The organism is Nitrospirota bacterium (genome assembly GCA_040757335.1).
Classification (GTDB): Bacteria; Nitrospirota; Nitrospiria; order 2-01-FULL-66-17; family 2-01-FULL-66-17; genus JBFLXB01.
This window is the reverse complement of record JBFLXB010000017.1, coordinates 12,755-36,516: the sequence shown is the minus strand read 5'-3', so window position 1 is coordinate 36,516 and position 23,762 is coordinate 12,755. Positions and strand designations below refer to the sequence as shown.

The 23,762-nt window shown below is 65.2% G+C and carries 25 protein-coding genes; 10 read left to right on the top strand and 15 right to left on the bottom strand.

The features are described 5' to 3' along the window. Positions 1–2: 2 nt before the first annotated feature. Positions 3–1,097, bottom strand: coding sequence for a J domain-containing protein (locus AB1451_10300; protein ID MEW6683294.1), 1,095 nt, complete (start codon positions 1,095–1,097; stop codon positions 3–5). Positions 1,098–1,164: 67 nt separating this feature from the next. Here AB1451_10300 and AB1451_10295 point away from each other — a divergent pair, with 67 nt between their 5' ends. Both AB1451_10295 and AB1451_10290 read left to right on the top strand, forming a co-directional pair. Further along, the gene (locus AB1451_10295) at positions 1,165–1,416 is read left to right on the top strand and encodes a hypothetical protein (protein ID MEW6683293.1); all 252 of its coding nucleotides are present in this window, start codon (positions 1,165–1,167) and stop codon (positions 1,414–1,416) included. 179 nt (positions 1,417–1,595) lie between these two features. Then, positions 1,596–2,540: a hypothetical protein gene (locus AB1451_10290; GenBank protein ID MEW6683292.1), complete on the top strand. Its 945-nt coding sequence runs from the start codon at positions 1,596–1,598 to the stop codon at positions 2,538–2,540. A gap of 165 nt (positions 2,541–2,705) precedes the next feature. Here AB1451_10290 and uvrC read toward each other — a convergent pair whose 3' ends face one another. After that, on the bottom strand, positions 2,706–4,541 hold the full coding sequence (uvrC, locus tag AB1451_10285; protein ID MEW6683291.1) for an excinuclease ABC subunit UvrC: 1,836 nt from the start codon (positions 4,539–4,541) through the stop codon (positions 2,706–2,708). 36 nt (positions 4,542–4,577) lie between these two features. Then, positions 4,578–6,104 (bottom strand): potassium/proton antiporter, encoded by a 1,527-nt coding sequence (locus tag AB1451_10280; protein ID MEW6683290.1) that lies wholly within the window; start codon positions 6,102–6,104, stop codon positions 4,578–4,580. 171 nt (positions 6,105–6,275) lie between these two features. Between AB1451_10280 and AB1451_10275 the strand changes: the two genes are divergently transcribed. The 3 genes from AB1451_10275 (at position 6,276) to AB1451_10265 (ending at position 7,655) form a co-directional block, all read left to right on the top strand. After that, positions 6,276–6,671: a CopD family protein gene (locus AB1451_10275; GenBank protein MEW6683289.1), complete on the top strand. Its 396-nt coding sequence runs from the start codon at positions 6,276–6,278 to the stop codon at positions 6,669–6,671. Between the two features lie 28 nt (positions 6,672–6,699). Further along, positions 6,700–7,185: a phosphate-starvation-inducible PsiE family protein gene (locus tag AB1451_10270; GenBank protein ID MEW6683288.1), complete on the top strand. Its 486-nt coding sequence runs from the start codon at positions 6,700–6,702 to the stop codon at positions 7,183–7,185. Positions 7,186–7,367: 182 nt separating this feature from the next. Continuing rightward, the gene (locus AB1451_10265; protein ID MEW6683287.1) at positions 7,368–7,655 is read left to right on the top strand and encodes a PilZ domain-containing protein; all 288 of its coding nucleotides are present in this window, start codon (positions 7,368–7,370) and stop codon (positions 7,653–7,655) included. Between the two features lie 16 nt (positions 7,656–7,671). On the opposite strand, the gene AB1451_10260 is transcribed toward AB1451_10265, so the two are convergent. The 12 genes from AB1451_10260 to rpsB form a co-directional block, all read right to left on the bottom strand. Next, the gene (locus AB1451_10260) at positions 7,672–8,736 is read right to left on the bottom strand and encodes a hypothetical protein (GenBank protein ID MEW6683286.1); all 1,065 of its coding nucleotides are present in this window, start codon (positions 8,734–8,736) and stop codon (positions 7,672–7,674) included. A 143-nt stretch (positions 8,737–8,879) separates the two neighbouring features. Next, positions 8,880–10,331, bottom strand: a complete 1,452-nt coding sequence (locus tag AB1451_10255) for an MlaD family protein (protein MEW6683285.1) — start codon at positions 10,329–10,331, stop codon at positions 8,880–8,882. A 24-nt stretch (positions 10,332–10,355) separates the two neighbouring features. Further along, positions 10,356–11,102: an ABC transporter ATP-binding protein gene (locus tag AB1451_10250; protein ID MEW6683284.1), complete on the bottom strand. Its 747-nt coding sequence runs from the start codon at positions 11,100–11,102 to the stop codon at positions 10,356–10,358. Positions 11,103–11,121: 19 nt separating this feature from the next. Further along, the gene (locus AB1451_10245; GenBank protein ID MEW6683283.1) at positions 11,122–11,892 is read right to left on the bottom strand and encodes an ABC transporter permease; all 771 of its coding nucleotides are present in this window, start codon (positions 11,890–11,892) and stop codon (positions 11,122–11,124) included. Then, positions 11,889–13,073 carry an alanine racemase gene (alr, locus tag AB1451_10240; GenBank protein MEW6683282.1) on the bottom strand — a complete coding sequence of 395 codons (1,185 nt, stop codon included), beginning with the start codon at positions 13,071–13,073 and terminating at the stop codon, positions 11,889–11,891. Before alr ends, AB1451_10245 begins: the two co-directional genes overlap by 4 nt. Next, positions 13,070–14,242 (bottom strand): tetratricopeptide repeat protein, encoded by a 1,173-nt coding sequence (locus tag AB1451_10235; protein MEW6683281.1) that lies wholly within the window; start codon positions 14,240–14,242, stop codon positions 13,070–13,072. The genes alr and AB1451_10235 overlap by 4 nt, the downstream gene beginning before the upstream one ends. Further along, positions 14,239–14,853 (bottom strand): C39 family peptidase, encoded by a 615-nt coding sequence (locus tag AB1451_10230; protein ID MEW6683280.1) that lies wholly within the window; start codon positions 14,851–14,853, stop codon positions 14,239–14,241. Before AB1451_10230 ends, AB1451_10235 begins: the two co-directional genes overlap by 4 nt. Positions 14,854–14,880: 27 nt before the next feature. Further along, positions 14,881–15,300: a PA2779 family protein gene (locus AB1451_10225; GenBank protein ID MEW6683279.1), complete on the bottom strand. Its 420-nt coding sequence runs from the start codon at positions 15,298–15,300 to the stop codon at positions 14,881–14,883. 22 nt (positions 15,301–15,322) lie between these two features. After that, the gene (frr, locus tag AB1451_10220; GenBank protein MEW6683278.1) at positions 15,323–15,844 is read right to left on the bottom strand and encodes a ribosome recycling factor; all 522 of its coding nucleotides are present in this window, start codon (positions 15,842–15,844) and stop codon (positions 15,323–15,325) included. Between the two features lie 39 nt (positions 15,845–15,883). After that, entirely contained in the window at positions 15,884–16,615 is a 732-nt protein-coding gene (gene pyrH, locus AB1451_10215) for a UMP kinase (GenBank protein MEW6683277.1), read from the bottom strand. 77 nt (positions 16,616–16,692) lie between these two features. Next, entirely contained in the window at positions 16,693–17,310 is a 618-nt protein-coding gene (gene tsf / locus AB1451_10210) for a translation elongation factor Ts (protein MEW6683276.1), read from the bottom strand. A gap of 1 nt (position 17,311) precedes the next feature. Next, on the bottom strand, positions 17,312–18,082 hold the full coding sequence (rpsB, locus tag AB1451_10205; GenBank protein MEW6683275.1) for a 30S ribosomal protein S2: 771 nt from the start codon (positions 18,080–18,082) through the stop codon (positions 17,312–17,314). A gap of 181 nt (positions 18,083–18,263) precedes the next feature. On the opposite strand from rpsB, the gene AB1451_10200 reads away from it, so the two are divergent. From AB1451_10200 to dxs, 5 genes are all read left to right on the top strand, one after another. After that, on the top strand, positions 18,264–19,064 hold the full coding sequence (locus AB1451_10200; protein MEW6683274.1) for an RNA methyltransferase: 801 nt from the start codon (positions 18,264–18,266) through the stop codon (positions 19,062–19,064). A 161-nt stretch (positions 19,065–19,225) separates the two neighbouring features. Beyond that, positions 19,226–20,548: a DEAD/DEAH box helicase gene (locus tag AB1451_10195; protein MEW6683273.1), complete on the top strand. Its 1,323-nt coding sequence runs from the start codon at positions 19,226–19,228 to the stop codon at positions 20,546–20,548. A 49-nt stretch (positions 20,549–20,597) separates the two neighbouring features. Continuing rightward, positions 20,598–20,873 carry an exodeoxyribonuclease VII small subunit gene (locus AB1451_10190; GenBank protein ID MEW6683272.1) on the top strand — a complete coding sequence of 92 codons (276 nt, stop codon included), beginning with the start codon at positions 20,598–20,600 and terminating at the stop codon, positions 20,871–20,873. Next, complete coding sequence (locus AB1451_10185) at positions 20,854–21,798, top strand: polyprenyl synthetase family protein (protein ID MEW6683271.1); 945 nt, start codon at positions 20,854–20,856, stop codon at positions 21,796–21,798. The genes AB1451_10190 and AB1451_10185 overlap by 20 nt, the downstream gene beginning before the upstream one ends. Positions 21,799–21,802: 4 nt before the next feature. Next, positions 21,803–23,716, top strand: a complete 1,914-nt coding sequence (gene dxs, locus AB1451_10180; GenBank protein ID MEW6683270.1) for a 1-deoxy-D-xylulose-5-phosphate synthase — start codon at positions 21,803–21,805, stop codon at positions 23,714–23,716. Positions 23,717–23,762 lie beyond the last annotated feature (46 nt).

Sequence of the window (23,762 nt, the reverse complement as noted above, 5' to 3'; positions counted from 1 at the left end):
GGCTACTTGAGGTGACGGCGGATGCGGTCGCGTTCACCGCGCTCCACCCGCAACCGTCGCAACGCGTCATAGAGGTCCCGCTCTTTGGGCGCCGCATCGTCGGGCGTGACGACCTGGATTTCCCAATACAGATCCCCGGCGCCTTCCCCGGATGGTTTTGGGAGGCCTTTCCCCTTGAGACGGAGTTTACGCCCGTTTTGTGAATTGGCCGGCACGCGAAGGACCACGCTGCCGGTCGGGGTCGGCACCGGAATCTCAGCGCCCAACACGGCTTCGTCGTCCCAGACCGGAAGTCCACCGGACAGATCGTACCCCTCGGCTCGGAAGATCCGGTGCGGTTGCAGACGCACGCGCAAATACAGATCGCCGGGCCTCCCGCCTTGGACGCCTCGGCCACCCAGCCCTGCCAGACGGATCTGGGAGCCGTCCTTGAGGCCTTTGGGAATCGTCACCTCGATGGTTTGAGATCGCGTGACCTGTCCTTCACCGCGACACGTCGGGCAGACCGTGGCGATCGTGCGCCGGCGTCCGGCCCCCGAGGCCGCGCTGGTGACGTGCCCCGCCCCGCCGCACGTGGCGCACAGCTCGCCCACCGAGAGCCGCACGCTGCGTTTACCACCCGCCACCAGCTCCTCCAGCGTGAGCGGAAAATCGGTCTGCGTATCCTCCCCTTGCTTGGCCGCGCCGCGTTCCCGACCGAATCCTTCCCGCTCGAACGGACGGCCGCCGAAAAACGCCCGGAAGAAGTCACTGAAATCCCCGCCGGCCTCGGCCTCTCCAAACCCTTCGAAGCCACGAAACCCCGAGGGACCATGCTGGCGGGCAAACTCTTGCTCGCGAAGAATCTGTTCCCAGTTCGAGCCCAGCTCATCGTACTTTTTCCGCTTTTCCGGATCTCCCAGCACTTCGTTGGCTTCGTTGACCTCCTTGAAGCGCTCCTCGGCCTTCTTATCGCCCGGATTCATATCCGGGTGGTATTTTCGAGCCAGCTTGCGATACGCCGCCTTGATCGCGTCCGGGGAGGCTCCGCGATCAACGCCCAGCACTTTATAGTAGTCTTTGAAGTCCATCAACGCCTCGTCGGCTCCGGCGATCATACCACAGCCGGCGGACCTCGGCCGCAGGGGCTTTCGCAGCCCCGGAGGTCTCATTTATAATAAGAACGTGTCAACCGACAGGCCAAACGGGCCGGTGGAACGCGAAGTGCTGCACATGGACTATCGGTCCGGAGCCGTGCGGGCCATCGGCCGCGTGATTGAGCGGCGCCGTCGCGAACGCGGCCGCAACTATTTGGACCTCCTGAGGAAGGCACGACTGCGCTACGGCCGATCGCCGTACGACATTGGCGCGATCTTTCTGGGGCAGGTCGTGGCCCGCCTGCGGGTTCCCGCGTCACCCCGATTCCGGCTCATCTAGCAGGTGACCGTCGGCCCGCGCGGGTTGCTGCCTCCCGCCCGATGGATCGATCCCGCTCTCCCGCCCACGATTCACGATCTGTAAACGAGGCCATGGCCCGTGTCGAGGCGGCTTTGAGTTTCGGCCCGGGTTTCTGGTACAGTGTCGGGGGCGTATCCCTCAGGCGCATAGCGCCCCATATGGCCGACACGTTTTACATCCCGCTCGTCGCGCTCAAACACAACTGGGCGAAAGAGTACGAACTCGGCCAGGGCTTCGGGCTCGCGCATTTTCCGTCGTCACTGGCCGAGGCCTATCGGGAGTTCGACCACGGCACCTTTCGCCGGCGCTACGGCGACCTGTTGCTTCGCGAGGTCCAAGGCAACTACTGCCTCAAAATCGCATGGCCCATCGATCCCTTCAAAACCTCGCGGGAAATGGTCTACAACCTGGAGGATCCGGCGATCACGCTGCTGATCGTGCTGCGAATCATCAAGCCCACCAACGCGGGGCTGCGGACGATCTTCCACGTTCCGGCCACCCTCGAGCTCGGGATGCCCTTCGACTTCGTGGACTACCGGATGCAAGGATTTGCACTGCGGCGGACCGACGACCTACCCGTCTTCACCGATGACGACATCCCGACCATCGTGTACTACTACGCCAAGCTCCTGGAGTTGCTCAAACGCGAGTATCACCACCGGCGCATCTTCAACGCGCTGCGCTTCTTCGATTTGGGATACCGCAGCGAGAATCTGGACTCGCGCCTGATTTACTTCGCGATCGCGCTCGAAGTGTTGTTCAAGCCCCTCCGTGGCCGAATCAGCCGCGGCATGACCGACCGCGTCGCCGATTTTCTGGGAAACACGCCGGAAGAGCGCGAGACCATCACGCGCACCGTGATCGCGTTGATTGATCTGAAAGCGCGCATCACACACGGGGACATGACCTACTTCGACATCACTCGGCCCGAGAACGTGGCGCTGGTTCGAGAGCAGGAGGACATCCTGCGCGCCGTGCTTCAAAAAATCCTGCAGAAGGACAAGATGATCCAGATCTTCTCGCAGGTCAGGGAGCGCGACGCCTACTTCGAGCAGCGGCTGGGGCCGCCCGTTCCTCAGGCTCCCCGCGCCCACCGCTCGTAAGAGCCTGGCGATGAACGGTCATCTGCGGCGTTGCCGCTGCGCAGCCGGTGCTCACGTCGTGGTAGGGGCGTATTGCAATACGCCCCTACAGGTCCGGTGCTCGCGGCGCCTGGCATCTGACGCGTTCCTAGCCAGGCTCAGCGCCCCGCACACCAGGATGCGCTCTTAGCCGCGCCGGGGGTCGGACTCCCGGAGCGCGTGTAAGACCAGACGCGCCAAAGCCTGCGGAATTCCGGGAACGGCGCTGACCTCCTCTTCCGTGGCGTCGGCGAGTCGTTCCACGCTCCCGAACCTCGCGAGCAATGCCCGTTTTCTCGCGGGCCCGATCCCTACCACGGCATCCAGTCGCGACTGGGCCAGGCGCCGGTGGCGCACCGCGCGATGATAGGTGATGGCAAAGCGGTGCGCTTCGTCCCGAATTCGTTGGAGCAGCCGAGTGGACGCGGCCCCGGGATCGAGCGTGACGGGGTCGGCCTCGCCCGGCCGGAAGATCCGTTCCCCCTTGTCCCCGCGTTCCTTCGCCAGGCCGATCGCCGCGGGGCCCTCGTTCCCGACCGGGATGTCGAGCGCCCGCAACGCATCGATCGCGGCGTTCAGTTGCCCGCGGCCCCCGTCGATCACGATCAGGTCGGGCCACGGGCCGCCCTTGTCCTGCACCCTGGCGTAGTGTCGGCTCACTACCTCGTAGAGCATGCCGAAGTCGTTCGCTCCCTGGATCGTCTTGATTTCGAACTTGCGGTAGTCCGATTTTTTCATCTTTCCGCCTTCCCACACCACCATTGACCCCACCGCTTGGTCGCCCTGAAAGTTCGAAATGTCGAACGCTTCGATCCGTCGCGGGCAGCGGGGGAGCGCCAGCACGCGCTGGAGCTCCCGGGCTTCGGCCTCGCCCGCGCGCTCCCGCCGTCGGTGATCGGCCATTGCGGCTTCCGCGTTCTCCCGCGCCAACGCGAGGAGCGCGGCGTCCGGTCCGCGGGACGGCGTGGTCAGTCGAACGCTCGTGCCTCGTCGCGCCGTGAGCCACGAGGCGAGCACGCCTTCGTCGGGGAGATCGACCGGCAACACGATTTCCGGGGGCACGACGGTCTCGCGGTCGTAAAACTGCTGCAAGACCGCGGTGAGCAACGCCGCGGCGTCAGGCTCGGCCCGCTCGAAGTAGAAGTCTTTTCGCCCGATCAGCATCCCGCCGCGGACGAACAGCACCTGCACGTCGGCGGCGTCTCCCTCGCGCACGAGCGCCACCACGTCCTGATCCTCCAGCCGCGTGGACGTGATGCGCTGTCGCTCCAATACCGTGTCGATCCGCGCGATCTGGTCTCGCAGCCTGGCGGCCTCTTCGAACCGCAGCGCCTCCGAGGCCTCGCTCATCCGGGACTCCAATACCCGGACCAATTCGCGATCGCGTCCTTCCAGGAACAACCGGACCTGATCGATCATCTCCCGATAGTCCGACCGGGTTTGTTGGCCGGTACACGGCGCCAGGCACCGGCCGATCTCGTACTCGATGCAGGCGCGCTCGGCGGTACCGTCGATCGTGATCGAGCAGTTCGGCAGCGGAAAGAGGTACCGCAGGACTCGCAACGTCTCGCGCAGCGCGTTGGTGGGCACGTAGGGCCCGAAGTATCGCGCGCCGTCTCGCGCCACGCGGCGGACGATCTCGGGCCGCGGATACGGGTCCTCCATGGCCAGTCGGATGAACGGATAGTGTTTATCATCGCGCAGAACGATGTTGTATCGGGGACGGTGTTTCTTGATCAGGTTGTTTTCAAGAATGAGCGCTTCCAGCTCGGACCCGGTGACGAAGTACTCGATGTCCTGCACCTGGGACACCAGCGCCGCGGTTTTAGGGGGAAGGCGGGAGCTCGGCTGAAAGTAGGATCGGACGCGATCCGGCAGGGATTTGGCCTTGCCGACGTAGAGGATTTTTCCTGCCGCCCCGCGCATGACGTAGACCCCGGGCGCGGAAGGAGGCTCGGGAAGTCGTTTTTGTCCGTTGATCATACCCGGCTGCATTGTACGTCCGCCGCGAGACCACGATCAATCGCGCCCGATTCCCGGATCAGTTTCCGGTGCGGGGCGCTCCGCGGTCGGGGCCGCAGCAGAACCCATTCCCTCCTCAAAGAGCCGGGTGATTTCGGGTTGGTCGCGCTTGCGGCAGAGGACGAAAAGATGGTCGCCGATTTCAAGCCGGGTTTGACCCCTGGGGGCAAGCACGTGCCCCCCGCGCACGATCATGGCGACGAACGTCTCGTGAGGCCAGGGGAGGTCCCTGATCAACTGGCCAACAGACCGGCTCTTGTGGTCTAGGTAGTAGTCCATGATGCGACGGTCGGTCTGTTCGATCGACGTGATGTGCAGGCGATGACGCGGCTCGGGCCGCCGTTGACTGCGTAACCCCAACACTCTGGCGGCCCACGATATCGTGGTTCCCTGGAGCAGCACCGAGGTGACCACTGCGAAGAAGATTAGGTCGAAAAACAGCAGGCTGTTCGGCAGCCCGGCCAGCACCGGAAAGGTGGCCAAGATGATCGGCACGGCGCCGCGCAGCCCGACCCACGAAATCAATAATCGTTCCCGCAGGGTAAACCGAGAGAACGGCAGCGACACAAACACGGCCACGGGACGCGCGACCACCATCAGCACGGCCGACAGCATGAGGCCGTCGTCCGCGACGGCCCACAGTCGACTGGGAAACGAGAGAAGGCCCAGCGCGACGAACATGACGATTTGCATCAACCACGCCAAGCCGTCGTGAAAATCCAGGATGAGGCGTTGCGACACCGTGAGCCGTTGACCGATCATCAAGCCGGCCAGATAGACCGCGACGAACCCGCTGCCGCCCACCGCGTCCGTGAAGCTATACGTTCCCAGCCCCAGCGCGAACGTCATGACCGGATACAGGCCCGTCGATTCGAGTCGAACGCGGTTGATCGCCCAGGCCGCGGCGATGCCGAAGCCGATGCCGATCAGCGTGCCGGATACGGCCTGATAGCCCAACCGGAGGAGAATGTCACCGACCGAAAGCCCCTTGTCGATCATCAACACTTCGGTCAGCACAATGGTCATGAACACGGCCATCGGATCGTTGATGCCGGACTCGACCTCCAGCGTCGACTCCAGGGGTCGAGCCAACTTCGTGTTCTGATTGCGAAGGACGAGAAACACGGCCGCGGCATCGGTGGACCCGACGATACTCCCCAACAAGAGGCCTTCGAGGAGCGACCACCCCAACCACCACGCCGCGAACACGCCCAACACCAGGGCGGTCAAGACCACGCCCAGCGTGGCGAGACTGACGGCGGGCCAGATGCCCAGACTGAACGCACGCGGGCTGGTATCCAGCCCGCCGGCGAACAGGATCAGCGCGAGCGCAACCAGCCCCACGTCCTGGGTGATCTGGTAGTTTTCGAAGGCGATGCCTCCCAGCCCCTCCGAGCCGGCCAACATGCCGACGATCACAAAGAACAGCAGGGCGGGAACATTGAGGCGACGGGAGAGCTTGGTGAGGAGCACCCCCAACAACAGCAGCCAGGGGCCAATGGTCAGCACGACGTCGATCGTCATCGGCGGCGGGAACCCACGGCGGCACTGTACCAGAGTCCGCGAAGGCCCCGCAAGAAATGCCGCGTATTTTGACTCGTCAGCGCCGCCGTGGTATAGTCCGCCGCCGTGCCCGCGTACCTGGTCATGTGGGTGCATCTGGCGGCGCTCGCCGCGTTTCTCGGTGGCCACCTCATGCTGGCCGCGGTGATCCGGCCGCTCGCGCGGGACGCGTCATCAGAAGGCGTGGACCTCGCGCGGCGCGTCGGTCGGCGGTTCAAATCGCTCGCCTGGGTGAGCCTGGTGTTGCTCATTGTGACCGGCTTCTTCAACGTCCTGAACGAAGGCGGCTCCGCGCGGATCGAATCAGCCTGGGGCGGCGTGTTGATGCTGAAGCTGTTCCTGGTGTTGGTGATGATCGGCCTGTCGGTCGTACACGACTTCATCCTCGATCCGTACGGACCCAGCGCGGGACGCGGACCGGCCGCCGGCACCGCCCGCCGCGAAACCGCCGCGGCGCGAGTTCAGGTCGCGATCGTGCTGGTCGCGATCGTCATCTTACTGATCGCCGCCTATCTGGCGCGGATGTAAGCCGTCTGCGCCATCACTGGAGGTGCCGATGCTACCTGGGACATCCCGGTTTCCGTCCATCGAATTCATGGAACGCCTCGAAACGTACGGCTATATCTCGGTCGGAATCAGTTTCTTGTTGCTCGGGATGGCCGTGTTCGTCTATGGGTGGTGGGAGTTCGCCGAGATGGCGACCACACACGTGCCCAAAGCCATCCTGGTCTTATTGAACGACCTGCTGTTGGTGGTCATTCTGTTGGAGTTGTTTCGTACCATCGTCAATTTCCTCAAGACCGGCGAGATCAGTCTCGAGCCGTTCCTGCACGTCGGAATCATCGCGGCGGTCCGGAAGATCCTCACCGTGGGCGCCGAAATGGTGCTCGCCGAGACCATCGACGAGATCCGGTTCACCCAGTACCTGTTCGATGTCGGGGTCCACGGCGCGGTGGTCCTGGCCCTGGTGGCCGGTCTGTACTTTTACCGCACCCCGCGGCGCACCGTTGCCGCGAATGTCCCCCCGCCGCAAGCGTCGTGACGAACGCCTTGCGTATCCTGGTCCCAATCGGCGAACCGGCTATACTCTCTGCTGGGGTGGGTGGCGGCACCGCCGCGGCCGCATGTTCGCGGCCGTTGAACGTTCTAGTCGTAGAGGAAAGTCGTATGCGACGCTCGGCACCATCGTCTCAGGCGTCATCTGACGATCGTTGGGGGTCCCGCGTGACGGTTGAACGCGCGGTCCGGGTGCGGACTTCCGCCGGCGAGCGGTCGGCCCGCATGCAGGATCTGAGTCTCACCGGATGTTTCCTGGAGACCTCGGCCACCTACGAAGTGGGCGCCATTCTCGAGCTGAGCTTCGCGCTCTCCAGCGGGGACGAACAACCCCTCACCACGGAGGCGCGCGTGGTCCGGCGCACCCAACAGGGAGTCGGCGTCCGATTCGTGTTTTCCGACGCGCAAACGCCCCTTACGCTGAAGCGCTGGCTCTCCTCGCATCCCGCCGCCTAAGCAACGGCGGTCAGGCTCAGTACAACCCCAGCGGCGTATACACGACCGGAACGCCTAATAACGCTTCGAGCCAGGCGCTGGTCTGATTCGCCGGCAGCGGTCTCCGGTTCAAACGAATCTCGAGAGTGAATCCTTCGCGGTCACCGATGGCTCCAACCACGGCGTAGGCCTCGTGCGCTTGCGGTAGGAGCTCAAGGGTCCGAAACTCGCACAAGGTTGTCAGCGCCCGCCCGCGAGGCGCGACCGCGTCGGCGATTGCGGAAAGGTCGGCCAATCGGGCGTGGACGAAGCCGCGGTAGAGCAGCTTCGACGCCGGTTGGAGCTGGTGAAACGCGGCAAGCGCCTCATGGGACCAGCCGGAAAGAAACGTGCGCAGCCCCGCAGGCCGCGGACCGAGTCGTTCGACCAGTCGCGCGGCGGGGACCAGCAGCTGGTATCGATCCAGCACCACGTACTCGAACTGGCACGGCCCAAACGCATCGGGCCACGATCCCGCAATCCGGCATCCGGGCTCCGCCGAACCCACCATGGGCAAGCCCTCGGACCAGTCCACGAACAGCGGCAACTCCAGCGCCTCGATCGCGACGGCGAACGCGTCGGCGCGCTCGCTGACCCACTGGTCTCGGCGCACATCCACCTCGCCTTCCCCGGGAGTGACAATTTCGGTCGGGACCACGCGGACGCGGATGAACCCATGGGTGTCGCGAAACCCGATCCAGCACATGGCCTCGCGTTCGTGGAGCACGACGCGTACGTGACTCGGAATCCGCCACGGATGGCTCAGCGACAAGTAGGCCTCCATCGTGACGTGCTCGCGATAGCGCTCGTGGTGTTGCCCGGCGAGAACAAAGAAGTCGCCGGACCATGTCTCATCCGACTCGATGAGCGTGATTTCTTCAATCGGCCACGGATCGAGCCGCGTGATCTCGTCCAAACGATCGACCCAGAACTCCTCGAAGTAGCACGCCCCGAGCCGATCCACTGAACGCATCGGCAGTCTAGCCGCCTCCAAGCGGCGGCACAGACGGACCACCTCGTCAAACCTCAGGGATGCCTGCGTTTCCCAGCGGTGCTCACGCATCAGGCCTCACGGATAAGGGCGTCATCGGAATGGGGGTCGGTGATGAGGAACTTCGAGCGGGGGCACACTCGCTGAGTGTTGGCTTCAGCGGGTCCCCGGAAATGTCGCGCACGCGGGGGGAGCCCCGGTGCCCCGGCGATTACCTAGTTCCCAGTTCCCAGCGTCGCCCTCCCCAGCCCGCTGCCGATCAGGTACTTGAGGTCCTCGTCGTCGAACGCAAGCCCGACTCCGACGAACCCGGTGTCGAGCTCCCGGTTGAAGGGATTGTCGTAGCCCGCCTGGATATAGAGATAGTCGAGGAACGTGTATCGGGCGGTGGCTTTGGCGCGGACACGCTCGTTGAGCGGATCGTCGCTGCTGAAGTCCCACAACTGCAGGCTGAATTTCAGCCCCGGATCGTCGAAGAAGTAGTCGGCACCAAATCCGAAGCTGTTCTCGATCAAGCCTCCGAACACGCCCACGTTGCCGAACCGCCGGAAGTATTCCAGCGAGAACTTGACCTTCGTTTCAAAGCTGATTTGCTCGACTTCCGTAGTGACGCCGTTAGTGGTGAACAGGTTGACGGTCTTTTGCACTTTTCCGCGGGGGTCGTTCACCACTTCAAAGAAATAACTCTTGTTCTCGCGCGGCGTGAGCGCCACGTTCACGTAGCCTCGGTAATCCCCGGTGTCGGTCTGCACGTCGGCACCGCCGCCCAAGGTGATGCGGATCTGGTCGATCTTGTTCAGCGTGCCGCTCAGGCCGGTGAGCGCGGTGTTGAGCTTTTCGTATGCTTCGTCGTCGTTGATCAACTTGCCCAGCGTGCCCTTGCCCTCTTCCAGATTCTTCGACACGGTGTTGAGATTGGCGAGCGCGTCGTCGAGTTTTTGGTAAACCGCTTCGTCGGTGAGCAGCTTGCCGAGCGTGCCGTCCCCTCGCTCCAGGCGGTCCGCGATCCGGTTGAGGGTCGCGACGAGCTTGGGCCCCTCCTCCCGCAACGACCGCATGAATTCTTCCGCGTGCGCCACGGTCTCCCTGATGCCCTCGCGGTTCTCCGCCATGATGTGATCGAGGTTCTCCGCGACGTTCCTGAAATGAGCGACGATCTCCTTGAGCGACTGTTCGCCCTCTGAGCTCGCCAACACGTTGCGCAGCGACGCGGTCACGGCCTTGACGTCGTCGGCGATCGCGCCGAAGCGATTGATCAGCGCGTCCAAATCAGCCGTGCCCTCCTCCTGCGGAATCTGCGCGCCGTCCTCCAGCGTCCCCGGCTCGCGGCCCGGAAGGATTTCGATGTATTTGTCCCCCAACAACCCGGAGGCTTTGACCACCGCCCGGCTCCCTTTGGGAATTTTCACCTCCGGTCGGATGCGCATGACGACCTTGGCGCGGGAATCTTCCAGCGCCATGGTCTCGACCTCACCGATCGGCACGCCCGCCATCTTCACCGGCGCGTTCTTGTCCAACCCCGCGGCCGAATCAAACAGCGTCGAGACCCGCACGCCCTCGACCGGCCGAAAGGCGAAATCCTTGAGTTGAAAACTGCTCCACAACAATAACCCCAGCGCGAGCGCCACCACGGCGCCCACGCGCGCTTCGAGGCTCAAGGCCTTCATAGCCGGCATCCCGCCGGTGACGCGTTACATGACGGCAATGGGCCCCTCCGCGCTGCCGGTGATGAACTGCCGGACGACCGGGTTGGCGCTCCCCCGGATTTCGTCGGGTGTGCCGACCTCCAGAATCCGCCCCTGGTACAACATCGCGATGCGGTCAGCGATCTTATAGGCGCTGGTCATGTCGTGGGTGATGGCGATCGACGTGACTTTGAGCTGCTCCTTGAGGCGGATGATCAATTCGTTGATCACGTCGGCCATGATGGGATCCAGCCCCGTAGTGGGCTCGTCGTAGAGCATGATCTCCGGGTCGTGGGCGATCGCGCGCGCGAGCCCCACGCGCTTTTTCATCCCGCCGGACAGCTCGGCCGGCATGAGATCTTCCACGCCCTTGAGGCCCACGAGGGCGAGTTTCTCGCGCGCCACCTCCCGGATCTGCCGGGCGGACAGCGCGGAGTGCCTGGCCAGCCAGAACCCCACGTTCTCCCACACCGAGAGCGAATCGAACAGCGCCGACCCCTGAAACAGCATGCCGAATTTCTTGCGGATCTCGGTCAGGCGCGCTTCGTCCAATTGCCCTACTTCTTGGCCGTCGACCAGCACCCGCCCCCGATCGGGTTTCATCAGACCGATCACGTGTTTGAGCAATACGCTTTTTCCGGTCCCGCTTCCCCCGATCACCACCATGGTTTCCCCGTGCTCGATGGTCAAGGTCAGTCCCGCCAGCACCACCTTGCTGTTGAAGCGCTTGTGCAGGTCCTCGATGTCGATCATCGACGCGATGCGTGACCGGTTAATACAGCAACGCCGTCATGAAATAATCCGAGATCAAGATCAACACGCATGACACCACGACCGCACCCGTGGTCGCCTGCCCCACGCCCTCCGCCCCCCCGCTCGCGGTGAAACCTCGCTGACAACTGATCAACGCGATGATCCCGCCGAAGACCACCGCCTTGAGAAGGCCCCCATACACGTCGGCGACCTCGAGATAATCGAAGGTGCGTTTCATGTACACCGTGGGGTTGACGTCGAGCAGCAGCACCGAAACCCCGTAGCCGCCCGCAACGCCGATGATGTCCGCAAACACCGTCAGAATCGGGAGCATGATCAGTCCCGCAAGAAACCGCGGGAGAACCAGGTACTTCACCGGGTTGACGCCCATCGAGGCCAACGCGTCGATCTGTTCGGTCACGCGCATGGTGCCCAGTTCCGCCGCCATCGCCGCGCCCGCTCGGCCCGCTACCATGAGGCCGGTCAGCACGGGGCCCAACTCGCGGGTCATCGAGAGCGCCACGACCGTCCCCACCAGACTCTCGGCCTGAAAGCGTTGGAACCCGTTGTAGCTTTGCAACGCCAGCACCATCCCGGTCGACAAGCCCGTGATCACCACCACCGGGATCGACTTGGTGCCGACTTCTTCCATCTGTCTGACGTGTAACCGCACGTCCAACGGCCGCGCGAGGACGCCCCGCACCACGCCCCACAACAGCATCGACAGGTCACCCATCTCCCGGAGCAGCGCGATGGTGCTCCGCCCGAGCCACTCCAGGCCTCTGATCATGGCGTCACCGCGTTCGCGAAGTCCACGTACCGACGAGGCACCCGCGGCCCGATCCCACACAACAGTTCGTAGGCGATGGTGCCGGCCGCATCAGCCACCTCCTCCGCGGGAAGCGCCGCGTCGCGTTGCGCGCCGATCAGCACCACGTCGTCACCCTCGGCTGCGCCCGGCACGTCGGTCACGTCGATCATCGTGAGGTCCATACAGACCCGACCCACCACCGGCGCTCGTCGGCCGCGAACCAGGACCGATCCGCGATTGGACAACGCCCGGGGGTAGCCGTCGGCGTACCCAATGGGGAGCACCGCGATGAGGCTCTCGCGTCGCGTCACGAACGTGCGGCCATAGCTGATCGGCGTGTCCGCCGGCACGCGTTTGAGCAGTAACACCCTGGTCGCCAGCGTGAGCACCGGCCGCAACTCCACCCCGCCCACGTCGGGTCCCGGCCGACACCCGTACAACATGATTCCGGGGCGGACCGCGTCGTACAGGGGACCGTCACTGGGGTGCTTCGTCGGATTGGCCAGGCCATCAGGGCCTTTGATCAACGCCGCGCTGTTTGCGGCATGCCGCATCGGCACCCCCACTCCGGCGCGCCGCGCCGCGTCGGCGACGGCGTCAAATCGCGCGATCTGCTCTCGCGCGTACGCGGGGTCCGCCAAGTCCGCGTCCGCGAAATGGGTCATCAGTCCTTCGACGCGAAGCCCAGAACACTCCGCAAGGCGCGACAGCGCTCGAACCGCCTCCGCCACTGCAAAGCCCAGGCGGCCCATCCCGGTATCGATTTTGAGGTGGATCGGCACGACGCGTCCGGCGCGCCGGGCCGCCGCGTCGAGCGCCGCGGCGTGATCGAGGTGAAAGACGGTCGCCGACAGTCCAAGCTCCGTGAGTTCGGGCGCTTGGTCCGCCGTGAACCCGCCCAAGACGATGACTTCGCCTTGCACCCCGGCATCGCGAAGCGCGCGGCCCTCTTCCACCAGCGCGACGCCGAACCGGGCCACTCCGTCCTGGGCCAGCGCGCGAGCCACCGGCACCGCGCCATGACCGTACGCGTCGGCCTTCACGACCGCGATGATCTCGCGTCCTCCCGCCAGGCGACGGGCTTGCCTCAAATTGTCGCGGAGCGCACGAAGGTCGACGTGAGCCACGGTGGGACGCAGCGCGGCCACGGCCGCCGTCACGGAGTTGCGGCCTTCCGGATCGCCTCGGCCTGCTGCGCCGCACCCTTGGCTTCGGCGGTGAGTCCCTGAGAGGTGAAGAGCTCGGCTTTGCGGTCAAACAGACGGGCGCGGAGTTCCACGTCGCCGACGGGGACGAGCGAATCGGCTTCATCGATCACTTTGCCCGCCTCATACGGCTTGTCCTGGGCGATCAGCACCTGCGCCAACGTGTCGAGGTAGTGTGGGGCGCGAGACGGATCCCAGCGAAGCGCGCCCCGCACGAGCGCCTCGGCCGACTCCAACTGACCGTCCTGGAACAGGACCTTGCTTCGGGCGTGCGCCGCTTGGGCGAGGACCCGCGACTTCTCGGAAAAATTGGCGAGCGGCGGCACCGCCGACTGTCCCTGGTCGATGATACGCACGGCGTCGTCCGGCCGATTCGAGGCCAACAGCGCCTCGGCGAGGGGCACCAGGTAGTCCGTGGCCCGTTCACCGTCCCGTCGGATCGCCTCCCGAAGGAGGAGTTCCGCCTCGTCGGGTTTTCCCGCCGCAAGCTTGGCTTTTCCCTGTTCGAACGCCAGATGGGCCACCGCCTGCGTCTCGTCCGCGAACATGGTCCGAACCTGCTCGGCCTGTTGAGGATCGTCGCCCGCCAGGGCGATGGCGTCGTCGATCGCCCGGCCGGCCTCGATGGGTTTACGGGTCTTGATCAGGATGTCGACCAACGTGTCGGCATACTCGGGCTTGGGATCCCACGCAATGGCCTTTCGCGCCAGCGACTCCGCGGAGGCGAGCCGCTTGTCCTGGGTCAGGTACAGCCACGCGAGGTTGTTGGCGCCCGGCGCCGCTTCTTTCCCCCCCACGCGCACCGCGCGCCGATACCAGGCCTCCGCGTCGTCAAACGCTCCCCGCTGCGCGGCAAGGTTCCCGAGGTTCACCAACGCCTGCGCGTGATCGGGCTGCGCGCGCAACGCGTTCTCGTATTCCTGCTTGGCCAGATCTTGCTTGCCCTCGCGCTCGTACGCCACGCCCAGCGCGACGTGCTCGTTGGGGCTCAGCGGATCGCGAAGCGTGACCACATGGACCGACCGAACCGTGGAACAGCCCCACGCGGCGATGGCCCACGCCACGATCAGCGCAGTCAGCCAACCCGGGGGATGTACGAGAGATCCACGGGAACCCGTGCTCATGACGCGGAGAGCCGGTTGCCGTCGTCGCCCGCCGGCCCTCCGAGCGTGAGGGCCCAAAAGGCGGCTCGGCGCCACGCGGCGGTGAAGCGGCGGTAGGACATCGCCGCGTCGGGGTCCTTTCCGGAATAGAGGACCACCCGCTCGGCCTCGTCGTCGTATCCCACCACCACGACAAAGTGCCCTTGACGCACGGGACCGACTCCCAGGTCGAGAAACGCCACAACGGGATGATCGCTCGCGACCCGTTCACGCAGCCAGGCCAGTGATCCGGCCGTCGTCTGGACCCCGGCGCGGCGTCCGGCCGCGAACCGCTCAAGGTCCATCGGCAACACGCCCGCCAGGGACGGGGCCCCGACGGTCCGGAGGATCTCCTCGACGGTCACGGGATCGCCGTCGAAAGCCAGCACGCTCGCTAGCGCCGCGGGGCCGCAGGCCCCGGGCTCCCCCGGAACAAAGGGAACGCCGAGGATCCGATGAACGGAGGGTCCGGAGGGAGCTTCACGGGCCGAGGGGTCCGCGAGGGATTCGGCTCCCGCGCAGCCGAGCGACAGTAAGACCATCACTACCCCGCCCGTCTTCCACTGGAGCCACGCCCCCTTGTTCCGGCGCATGCCGCGACGCGTGTCCGTAACCTCCGGTTACTTCGTGATCACAATCCGGTGGCCTGTGAGCTGAAGCAGCACCACGACCAGTATCGCAATCACCAACAGACCGATGATCACTCCCAGCCCGCTGTCGCCGCCGGGCTGCACGCTGTCGAGCTGGACCGCGGCTTGATGGATCTGCGCGTCGCTGAGTTGTCCGAGTCGTGAGGCGACGTCCTGCGGCCCGAGTCCCCAGTCCGCCAGGCGTTGGGCAACCACCTTGCGCTCCAGATGGGTCTTCAACCGCGCCATGTCGGCCTCGCGATCGAACGCGGGCGCCGACATGGCGGCTTGGGACGGCACAAACGCCGCCCATCCTGCGACCGGAAACGCGCCGATCGCCCCCATGACGACGAGCGCAGCGCACAAATAGAGGATCAACGAGGTGTTGACGAAGCCGGTGCGTTCAGCCATGAGCTCCCTCTCTCTGCGACCGTTACACTTCCAGGATTTCGGCCTCTTTCTTGGCCAAAATCTCGTCGACTCGGGTTACGTATTGATCGGTGAGGCGCTGGATGTCGTCTTGGGCGGAACGTTGGGCGTCCTCCGACAGCTCGCCGGCTTTCTGGGCCTTCTTGAGCTCGTCGTTGACGTCCCGGCGTACGTTGCGGACCGCGACCTTCGCCTCTTCGCCCATCCGACGCGCGACCTTTACGTATTCCTTGCGTCGCTCTTCGGTGAGCGGCGGGATCGCCAGCCGAATCGTCTTTCCGTCGTTGGACGGTTGGAGGCCGAGGTTGGCGCCTTGAATCGCCTTTTCGATCTCGGGGATCTGCCCCGGTTCCCACGGTTGGATCGTGATCAGGCGGCTCTCGGGAACGGCGAGACTCGCGACCTGTTTGAGCGGCATCAACGTGCCGTAGTAATCGACCTGGACGCTGTCCAAGAGCGAGAGCGAGGCGCGCCCCGTGCGGATGGTGGCGAGCTCACGACGCAAGTGCTCGACCACGTGGTCCATCCGCTCCGCGCCCTTTCGCTTCACATCCACGCCCTGCTCCTACCCACGGACCCGTTCGCCCTCCACCACCGTCCCCAGAGCTTCACCCAACACGATTCGCTTGATGTTGGTCTTTTCCTTGAGGTTGAAGACGATGATCGGGAGACGGTTTTCCATGCAGAGGGTCACCGCGGTGCTGTCCATCACCGCGAGACCCTTCTCGATCACATCGAAGAAAGTGAGTCGCGAGAACATCGTCGCGCTTCGGTCCTTCAGGGGGTCGCGATCGTATACGCCGTCCACCTTGGTGCCTTTGAGAATCACTTCGGCCCCGATTTCCATCGCGCGGAGCGCGGCCGCCGTGTCGGTCGAAAAATAGGGGTTGCCGGTCCCGCACGCGAGGATCACGACCCGCTTCTTTTCGAGGTGGCGGATCGCCCGTCGACGGATGTACGGCTCCGCCAGTTGCCGCATCTCGATCGCGGATTGGACGCGCGTCACCACGCCTTTGCTCTCGAGCACGCTCTGCAGCGCCAGCGCGTTCATCACGGTGGCCAGCATGCCCATGTAATCGGCCGACGATCGTTCGATGCCGGTGGCGGCGGCCGCCAGGCCCCGGAAGATGTTCCCGCCGCCGATCACGATCGCCAGCTCCACGCCCAGCGCGTTGACCTCTTGGAGTTGGTCGGCCACTTCGCTCACGACGGCGGGCTCGATCCCGTAGCCTCGCTCGCCCGCGAGCACTTCGCCGCTCAACTTCAGCAGGACTCGACGATATTTGAGATCGGCCACGAGGTGTCTGAGAACCAGCGACCAGCCCGCCGCGGACGGCGCATCAGCCGCGCCTGGCGCCTCGGTTCTCCGATGAGCTATGCGTGACGGTCATCCTCTCCCAGGCGATAGCGGACGAAGCGCCGTACCGAGATTCGCTCGCCGATCTTGGCGATTTTCTCGGTGACCAGCGCGTCGATCGTCAGCGAGGGATCTTTGACGAACGGTTGCTCCATCAACGAAATTTCGGCGCTGAATTTGTCCAGACGGCCTTGAACGATCTGAGCGATCACCTTGTCGGGTTTCCCGGTCTGACGGGCCTCCTCGGTAAAGCGCTCCCGGGCCTCGATCAGGACGCTCTCGGGAATCTCTTTCCGGGTAATGTAGCGCGGGGTGGTCGGCGTCCCCGCGATGTGCATCGCGAGGTCCCTGACCAAGGTTTGAAATTCGGGGTTTCGGGCCACAAAATCGGTCTCGCAGTTGACCTCCACCATCACGCCAATTTTGCCCCCGGCGTGCACGTACGAGCCGATCATCCCTTCGCTGGCCGCGCGGTCGGCTTTCTTGGCGGCCACCGCCGCGCCACGCTCGCGCAGCCACTCCGCCGCCTTGTCCAGGTCCCCGGCGTAGCGCTCCAAGGCCTGTTTGCAGTCCATCATTCCGGCGCCCGTCCGCTCGCGGAGCTGCTTGACGAGCGCGGCGTCCACGGCCGCCACGTTACCGTCCCTCGGCAGCGGCCAACTCCGCCATTTCGCGGCCGGCGGACACCGCGGTGGCCTTGGCCTGTTCCTCGATTCTCGCGGCGTACAACTGCCGTCCCTCGATCACCGCGTCGGCCACCCGCGCCGTGATCAATTTAATCCCTCGAATCGCGTCGTCGTTGCCGGGAATCACGTAGTCGACCTCGTCGGGATCGCAGTTGGTATCGACAATCGCCACCACCGGGATGCCGAGACGGTTCGCCTCGCGCACCGCGATGTTTTCTTTCTTGCAGTCGATCAGGAACACGATGCCGGGCAGCTCCGTCATCGTCTTGATCCCACCCAAGATTTTCTCGAGCTGGGCGCGTTCCTTCTCCATGCCCGCGGCCTCCTTCTTCGTCAAGCGGTCCAGGCTGCCGTCGGTCTTCGCCGTCTCGAGCTTCTTGAGCTTGTCGGCGCTTTTTCGCAGCGTCTGGAAGTTGGTCAACATCCCGCCCAACCACCGCTGGTTGACGTAATACATGCCGCAGCGTCTGGCCTCGGTCTCCACGATGTCCTGCGCCTGTCGTTTGGTTCCCACGAACAGCACGGTCGCGCCCTCGGCCACGGTATCCCGGACAAAGGCGTACGCCTCGCCGAACTTTTTGACCGTCTTCTGGAGGTCGATAATGTACACCCCGTTGCGCTCCCCGAAGATGTACTTTTTCATCTTCGGGTTCCACCGCTTGGTCTGGTGGCCGAAGTGCACCCCGGCCTCCAGCAGTTCTTTCAGTCCCACGTCCGACATACTCCGCTCCTTATGTAGGTTGATCCGCCGCGCGCTTCACTGGGTCGCTGGACCCGGCGTCCGGGACCGCCAGCACCCTCCACGCGCGTGTGTGATTGTTGGTCCGCCGCCCGTTCCGGCGAACGGCATCTCTTACCATAGACGGGTGCCTTTTGCAAGGCGTATACTCGCGCGAGCAGCGATGGATCACGACCTGCACATTCCAACTATGGATGTCGGCGTCACGCCCGCGGCGGAGCCTGCGGACGCCGCTTGGCGCCGTCGTCTCCGCGTGATCTTGGTCCGTCCCGAGCACCCCGGCAACGTCGGGGCCGCGGCGCGCGCGCTCAAGAACATGGGGTTTTCGCAGCTGCACCTGGTGGCCCCGGAGTGCGGCCACCTCACCGCCGACGCGTTGAAGATGGCGTACGGCGCGCGAGACGTGATCGAGGGCGCCCGCCTCCATGCCAACCTGCGCGAGGCCCTCCAAGACGTGCAGTGGGCCGCGGGGTTCGGGATGACCCGGCCCGACCGACCCGACGCGGTCTGGCTGTCCGACGCCGCTCCGGGGCTGGTCGAACGCGCGCACGCGCACGACACCGCGCTGGTGTTCGGCCCTGAACGCTCGGGCCTTTCCAACAACGAATTGGCGCTGTGCCACCAACTCGTGGCGGTGCCGACCGATCCCGCGCAGCCCTCGCTCAATCTCGCGCAGGCCGTGCTCCTCGGGTGTTACGAACTCACCCGCACCACGGCTCCTGCATCCGCGCCAGCGCCCGAGCTGGCCTCGGGCGCTGAGCTCGACGGGCTCACCGACGATCTCGACGAGACCCTCCATTTCATCGGATTCCTCCAGCCGCCCCAAGGCCGCCGCTTGCTCCACGAGTTGCGCGGTTTCATCAACCGCGCCCAACCCTCGCCGCGCGAGGTCCGCGTGTTCCGCGGTATCCTCCGGCAGATCCGGTGGGCGACCCGCCGGGCGCGGAAGGGGTCCCCGGATTGAACTCGTCTGGAACTTCGTCTTGCGAAGCCGCCCACCGCTTTGGTATGATCCGCGCCGTGACTGAAAGTTTGCCTGTCCCCGGGGCGGAACCGGCCCCGGGTGTTCCCGGAGAACCTTCCGGCCTCCGCCTCACGACCTCGACGACGTTTCGCTCGTTACCGATCCCACCGGAGGTCTTGCACGGCCTGGACCGCCTCGGTTACACCCATTGCACCCCGATCCAGGAACGCACGCTGCCCATCACGCTCGCGGGCCGGGACGTGGCGGGCCAGGCCCAGACCGGCACCGGGAAGACCGCGGCGTTTCTGATCAGCGTCTTCACGCGGTTGCTGCGCAACCCGGCACCGCCCAAAGGCGCGCGTTCGAGCCCCAGAGCGCTGGTGGTTGCGCCCACCCGTGAGCTGGCCGTGCAGATCGAACAGGAAGCGCGCGCGATCGGCTCCGGCACCGGCCTGTCGATGATGGCGGTCTACGGCGGGGTGGACTACACCAAACAACGCGACGCGCTCGGCGCCGGCGTGGACCTCTTGGTGGGCACGCCCGGACGGCTGATCGATTATTTCAAACAGAAGGTCTATGACCTGCGGCGCACCGAGGTCATTGTCATTGACGAGGCCGATCGGATGTTCGACATGGGGTTTATCGCCGACATCCGCTATCTGCTTCGGCGGATGCCGCCCTTTGACAAACGCCAATCGATGCTCTTCTCGGCCACTCTCTCCATGCGGGTGATGGAGTTGTGTTACGAGCACATGAACAATCCCGAGAAGGTCTCGATTACCCCGCAGCGCGTCACCGCTGAGAAGATCCAGGAGGTCCTCTACCACGTGGAGCGAGCCCGCAAGCTCTCGCTCTTGTCGGGGCTGCTGCGTCGCGAGCGCTGGGAGCGCGTGCTCATCTTCGTGAACACCCGGCAGATCGGGGAACGACTCGCGGACCATCTCAACCGCCACGGGTACAGCGCCCGCGCGATCACCGGCGACATCCCCCAACCCAAGCGGCTCAAGTACCTCGATCGCTTCAAGAGCGGAGAGCTCAAGATCCTGGTCGCGACCGACGTGGCCTCGCGCGGGCTGCACATCGAAGGCGTTTCGATCGTCGTCAACTACGACATCCCGCAGGACCCCGAGGACTACGTGCACCGGATCGGCCGCACGGCCCGGGCGGGCGCCGCGGGCAAGGCGATCTCGCTGGCGTGCGAGGAATACGTGATGGCGCTCGAATCAATCGAGGCCTTCATCGGACACAAGATCCCGGTGGAATGGGCCGAGGACGACTGGTTCGAGCCGGTCACCGCCCTGGCGCGACGGTCCCGTCCGTCGGGCGAAGGACCGCGGCGGAGTCCGGGCCCCAGCCATCGCGAGCGTGGCGGATCGGCTCGCCCGGCTCCACAGGCTCAGGGTCCGGGCCATTCCCCGACCACGCCTCGCCGGCGGCGCCGGCGACGTTCGAAGTCTGGCGCCCCGCCGCCCGCGTCGTCTTGACCCCTCGTTTCACCGTTGTTAAGATGCTGGCTCTTCATGGAATGCCGCGATGGCCGCGCTGAAGTTCGAAGAAGCCCTGGGACGCCTCGAAGCGCTCGTTCAGACCTTGGAGCGGGGGGATCTGTCGCTCGACGAATCGCTCAAAGCCTTTGAAGAAGGGGTCAAGCTCTCCAAGAGTTGTTTGAAACTGCTGGACGAGGCGGACCGGCGGGTGGAGATTTTATTGGGAAACGACGGACGCAAGAAGGTTCGGCCCTTTCCAGCGCCGGACGCCGCTCCAACCGAAGAGGACGTTGACGCGGACGATGCCGGCACCGGCCGCTAAAGCCCCGCTCGACACGTATCTCGCGGAGCGGCGGAGCCAAGTCGAACAGGCGCTCCGGGACGCCCTCCCCGGGTCGGACGGAACGCCGACGCTGCTGCGCCAGGCCGTCGAATACAGCGTGTTGGGCGGGGGAAAACGGATCCGACCCATCCTCGCGCTGGCCGCGTGCGACGCGGTGCGCGGCGACAGTCAAAGCATCCTGCCGTTGGTGGTTTCGTTGGAATTGATCCACACCTACTCGTTAATCCACGACGATCTCCCGGCCATGGACAACGACGACCTGCGGCGCGGCCGCCCCACCAGCCATCGGGTGTACGGCGAAGACGTCGCGATCCTGACCGGCGACGTCCTACAGGCGCTGGCGTTCGGCGCGCTCGCCAATCCTCGGTGCGAGGGCGATGTCCCCGCCGAATCGCGGTTGGCCGCGGTGGCCGAGCTCGCAGCCGCGAGCGGGGCCGACGGGTTGGTCGGCGGGCAGGTGTTGGACCTCCGCACCGAACCCCCGTCGGCGCGCACCGCGTCGGACGACGCCGGCCGCGCGGCCGCGCTCGCGACGCTGGACGGCATTCACTCGCGGAAGACCGGCGCGTTGATCCGCGCGGCCGTGCGCATCGGCGGCATCCTGGGGGGAGCCGACGACCGCCAGCTCAGCGCCCTCACGCGGTACGGGAGCGGCGTGGGGTTGGCGTTTCAGATCGCCGACGATCTGTTGGATGTCGACGCCACCCCGCAGGAGATGGGCAAAGCCACCCGCAAAGACGGGGCCCAACGGAAATGGGCGTATCCCGCGGTGATCGGGGCGCACGCGTCGCACCGGATTGCCGAGCAATGGGTCCAAGACGCGCTCGACGCGATCGCCCAATTCGACGACGCAGCCGAACCGCTGCGAGCCCTGGCACGGTATATTCTCGATCGGAGATCTTGATCCCATGGCGTTGCTCGACGAAATCAATCGCCCCGAAGATCTGCGCCGGCTCGCGCCGGAACAGCTCCCTCAGGTCGCGGCGGAACTGCGCGAGGTCATCGTGCGGACGCTCGCGGCCAACGGGGGGCACTTCGCGGGCCCGCTGGGCGCGGTGGATCTCAACGTCGCGCTGCACTACGTGTTCGACACCCCGCGGGACCGGCTGGTGTGGGACGTGGGGTACCAGGCCTACGCGCACAAGATCCTGACGGGTCGACGCGACCGGTTCGCCACGCTCCGCCAGTGGAACGGCATCAGCGGGTTTTTGCGGCGCAACGAAAGCCCGTATGACACCTTCGGCGCGGGGCACGCCGCCACGTCGATCTCGGCCGCCCTGGGCATGGCCAAGGCGCGAGACCTGCTGAGTCCAGGGTCAGAACACGACGCCGCGCACAAAGTGATCGCCATCATCGGTGATGGATCCATGACCGCCGGGATGGCGTTCGAAGGGCTCAACCAGGCCGGCGCGCTCAAGACCGACTTGATCGTGGTCTTGAACGACAACACCATGGCGATCTCGGAGAACGTCGGGGCCTTGTCCGCCTATCTGACCCGCCTGATCACGGGCAAGCTGTACACGAGGGTCAAGGAAGAGACCGAAACCATTCTCCGGAACATTCCGAAAATCGGCAAACCCATGCTCAAAATGGCCAAGCGAGCCGAAGAGAGCATGAAGGGGCTGCTGGTGCCCGGGTTGCTGTTCGAAGAGATGGGCTTCCGGTACATCGGCCCCATCGACGGCCATCGCCTGGACCATCTGGTCACGACGTTCGAAAACGTCAAACGCCTGTCCGGTCCACTGCTCGTTCACGTGATCACCAAGAAGGGCAAGGGCTACGAACCGGCGGAGCGCGACCCGATTGCGTTCCACGGGGTGACGCCGTTCGATCCCGCGACCGGACTGTTCAAGAAAAAGTCCGGCCGGCCGTCGTACACCTCGGTGTTCGCCAACACCTTGATCCAACTGGCCCGCGAGCGACCCGAGGTCGTAGCCATCACCGCGGCCATGCCCGAGGGCACGGGCCTGAACCTGTTCGCGAAAGAGTTTCCGAATCGGTACTACGACGTGGGGATCGCCGAGCAACACGCCGTCACCTTCGCCGCGGGGTTGACGGTGGACGGCGCGCGGCCCGTGGTGGCGATCTATTCGACGTTCCTCCAGCGCGCATACGATCAGGTCGTCCACGACGTGTGCCTCCAAAATCTGCCGGTGCTGTTCTGTATGGACCGGGGTGGACTGGTGGGCGAAGACGGCGCCACGCACCACGGCGCGTTCGATTTCGCGTACCTGCGGCACGTACCGAACATCGTGGTCATGGCCCCCAAGGACGAAAACGAATTGCGCCACATGCTGCTGACCGGGCTGATGCACCCCGGCCCTTGTGCCCTGCGTTACCCGCGGGGCGAGTCCGAGGGCGTTGCCCTGGACCCCACGATCGTGCCGTTGCCGATCGGCCGCGGCGAAATTTTGCGCGACGGCGACGACGTGGCGCTGGTGGCGATCGGCGCCATGGTACCCGTGGCGTTGAGAGCCGCGGATCTGTTGCGCGACCGCGGGGTGGCCGCGACGGTGGTCAACGCCCGGTTCGTCAAACCCCTGGACCGCGAATTGCTGCTCGACGTGGCCGAACGCGTGCGCCGGGTCGTCACGATAGAAGACCATGTGTTGATGGGCGGATTCGGCAGCGCCGTGCTGGAGCTGTTCGAGCAGGCCGATGTTCGGGGCGTGGAAGTCCGCCGGATCGGGCTGCCGGACGCGTTCGTGGAACACGGCGCCCAATCTCTGTTACGGAAGCACCACGGGCTCGACCCCGAAGGTGTGGCGCAACGCGTGGCCGCGTTTCTCAAGGCGCCGATCGAGGTCTCGGAGCCTGTCTAGCTCGTTCAGGAGCGAGCCGGGGAAGCGACGCCGGCGCCCATTGACT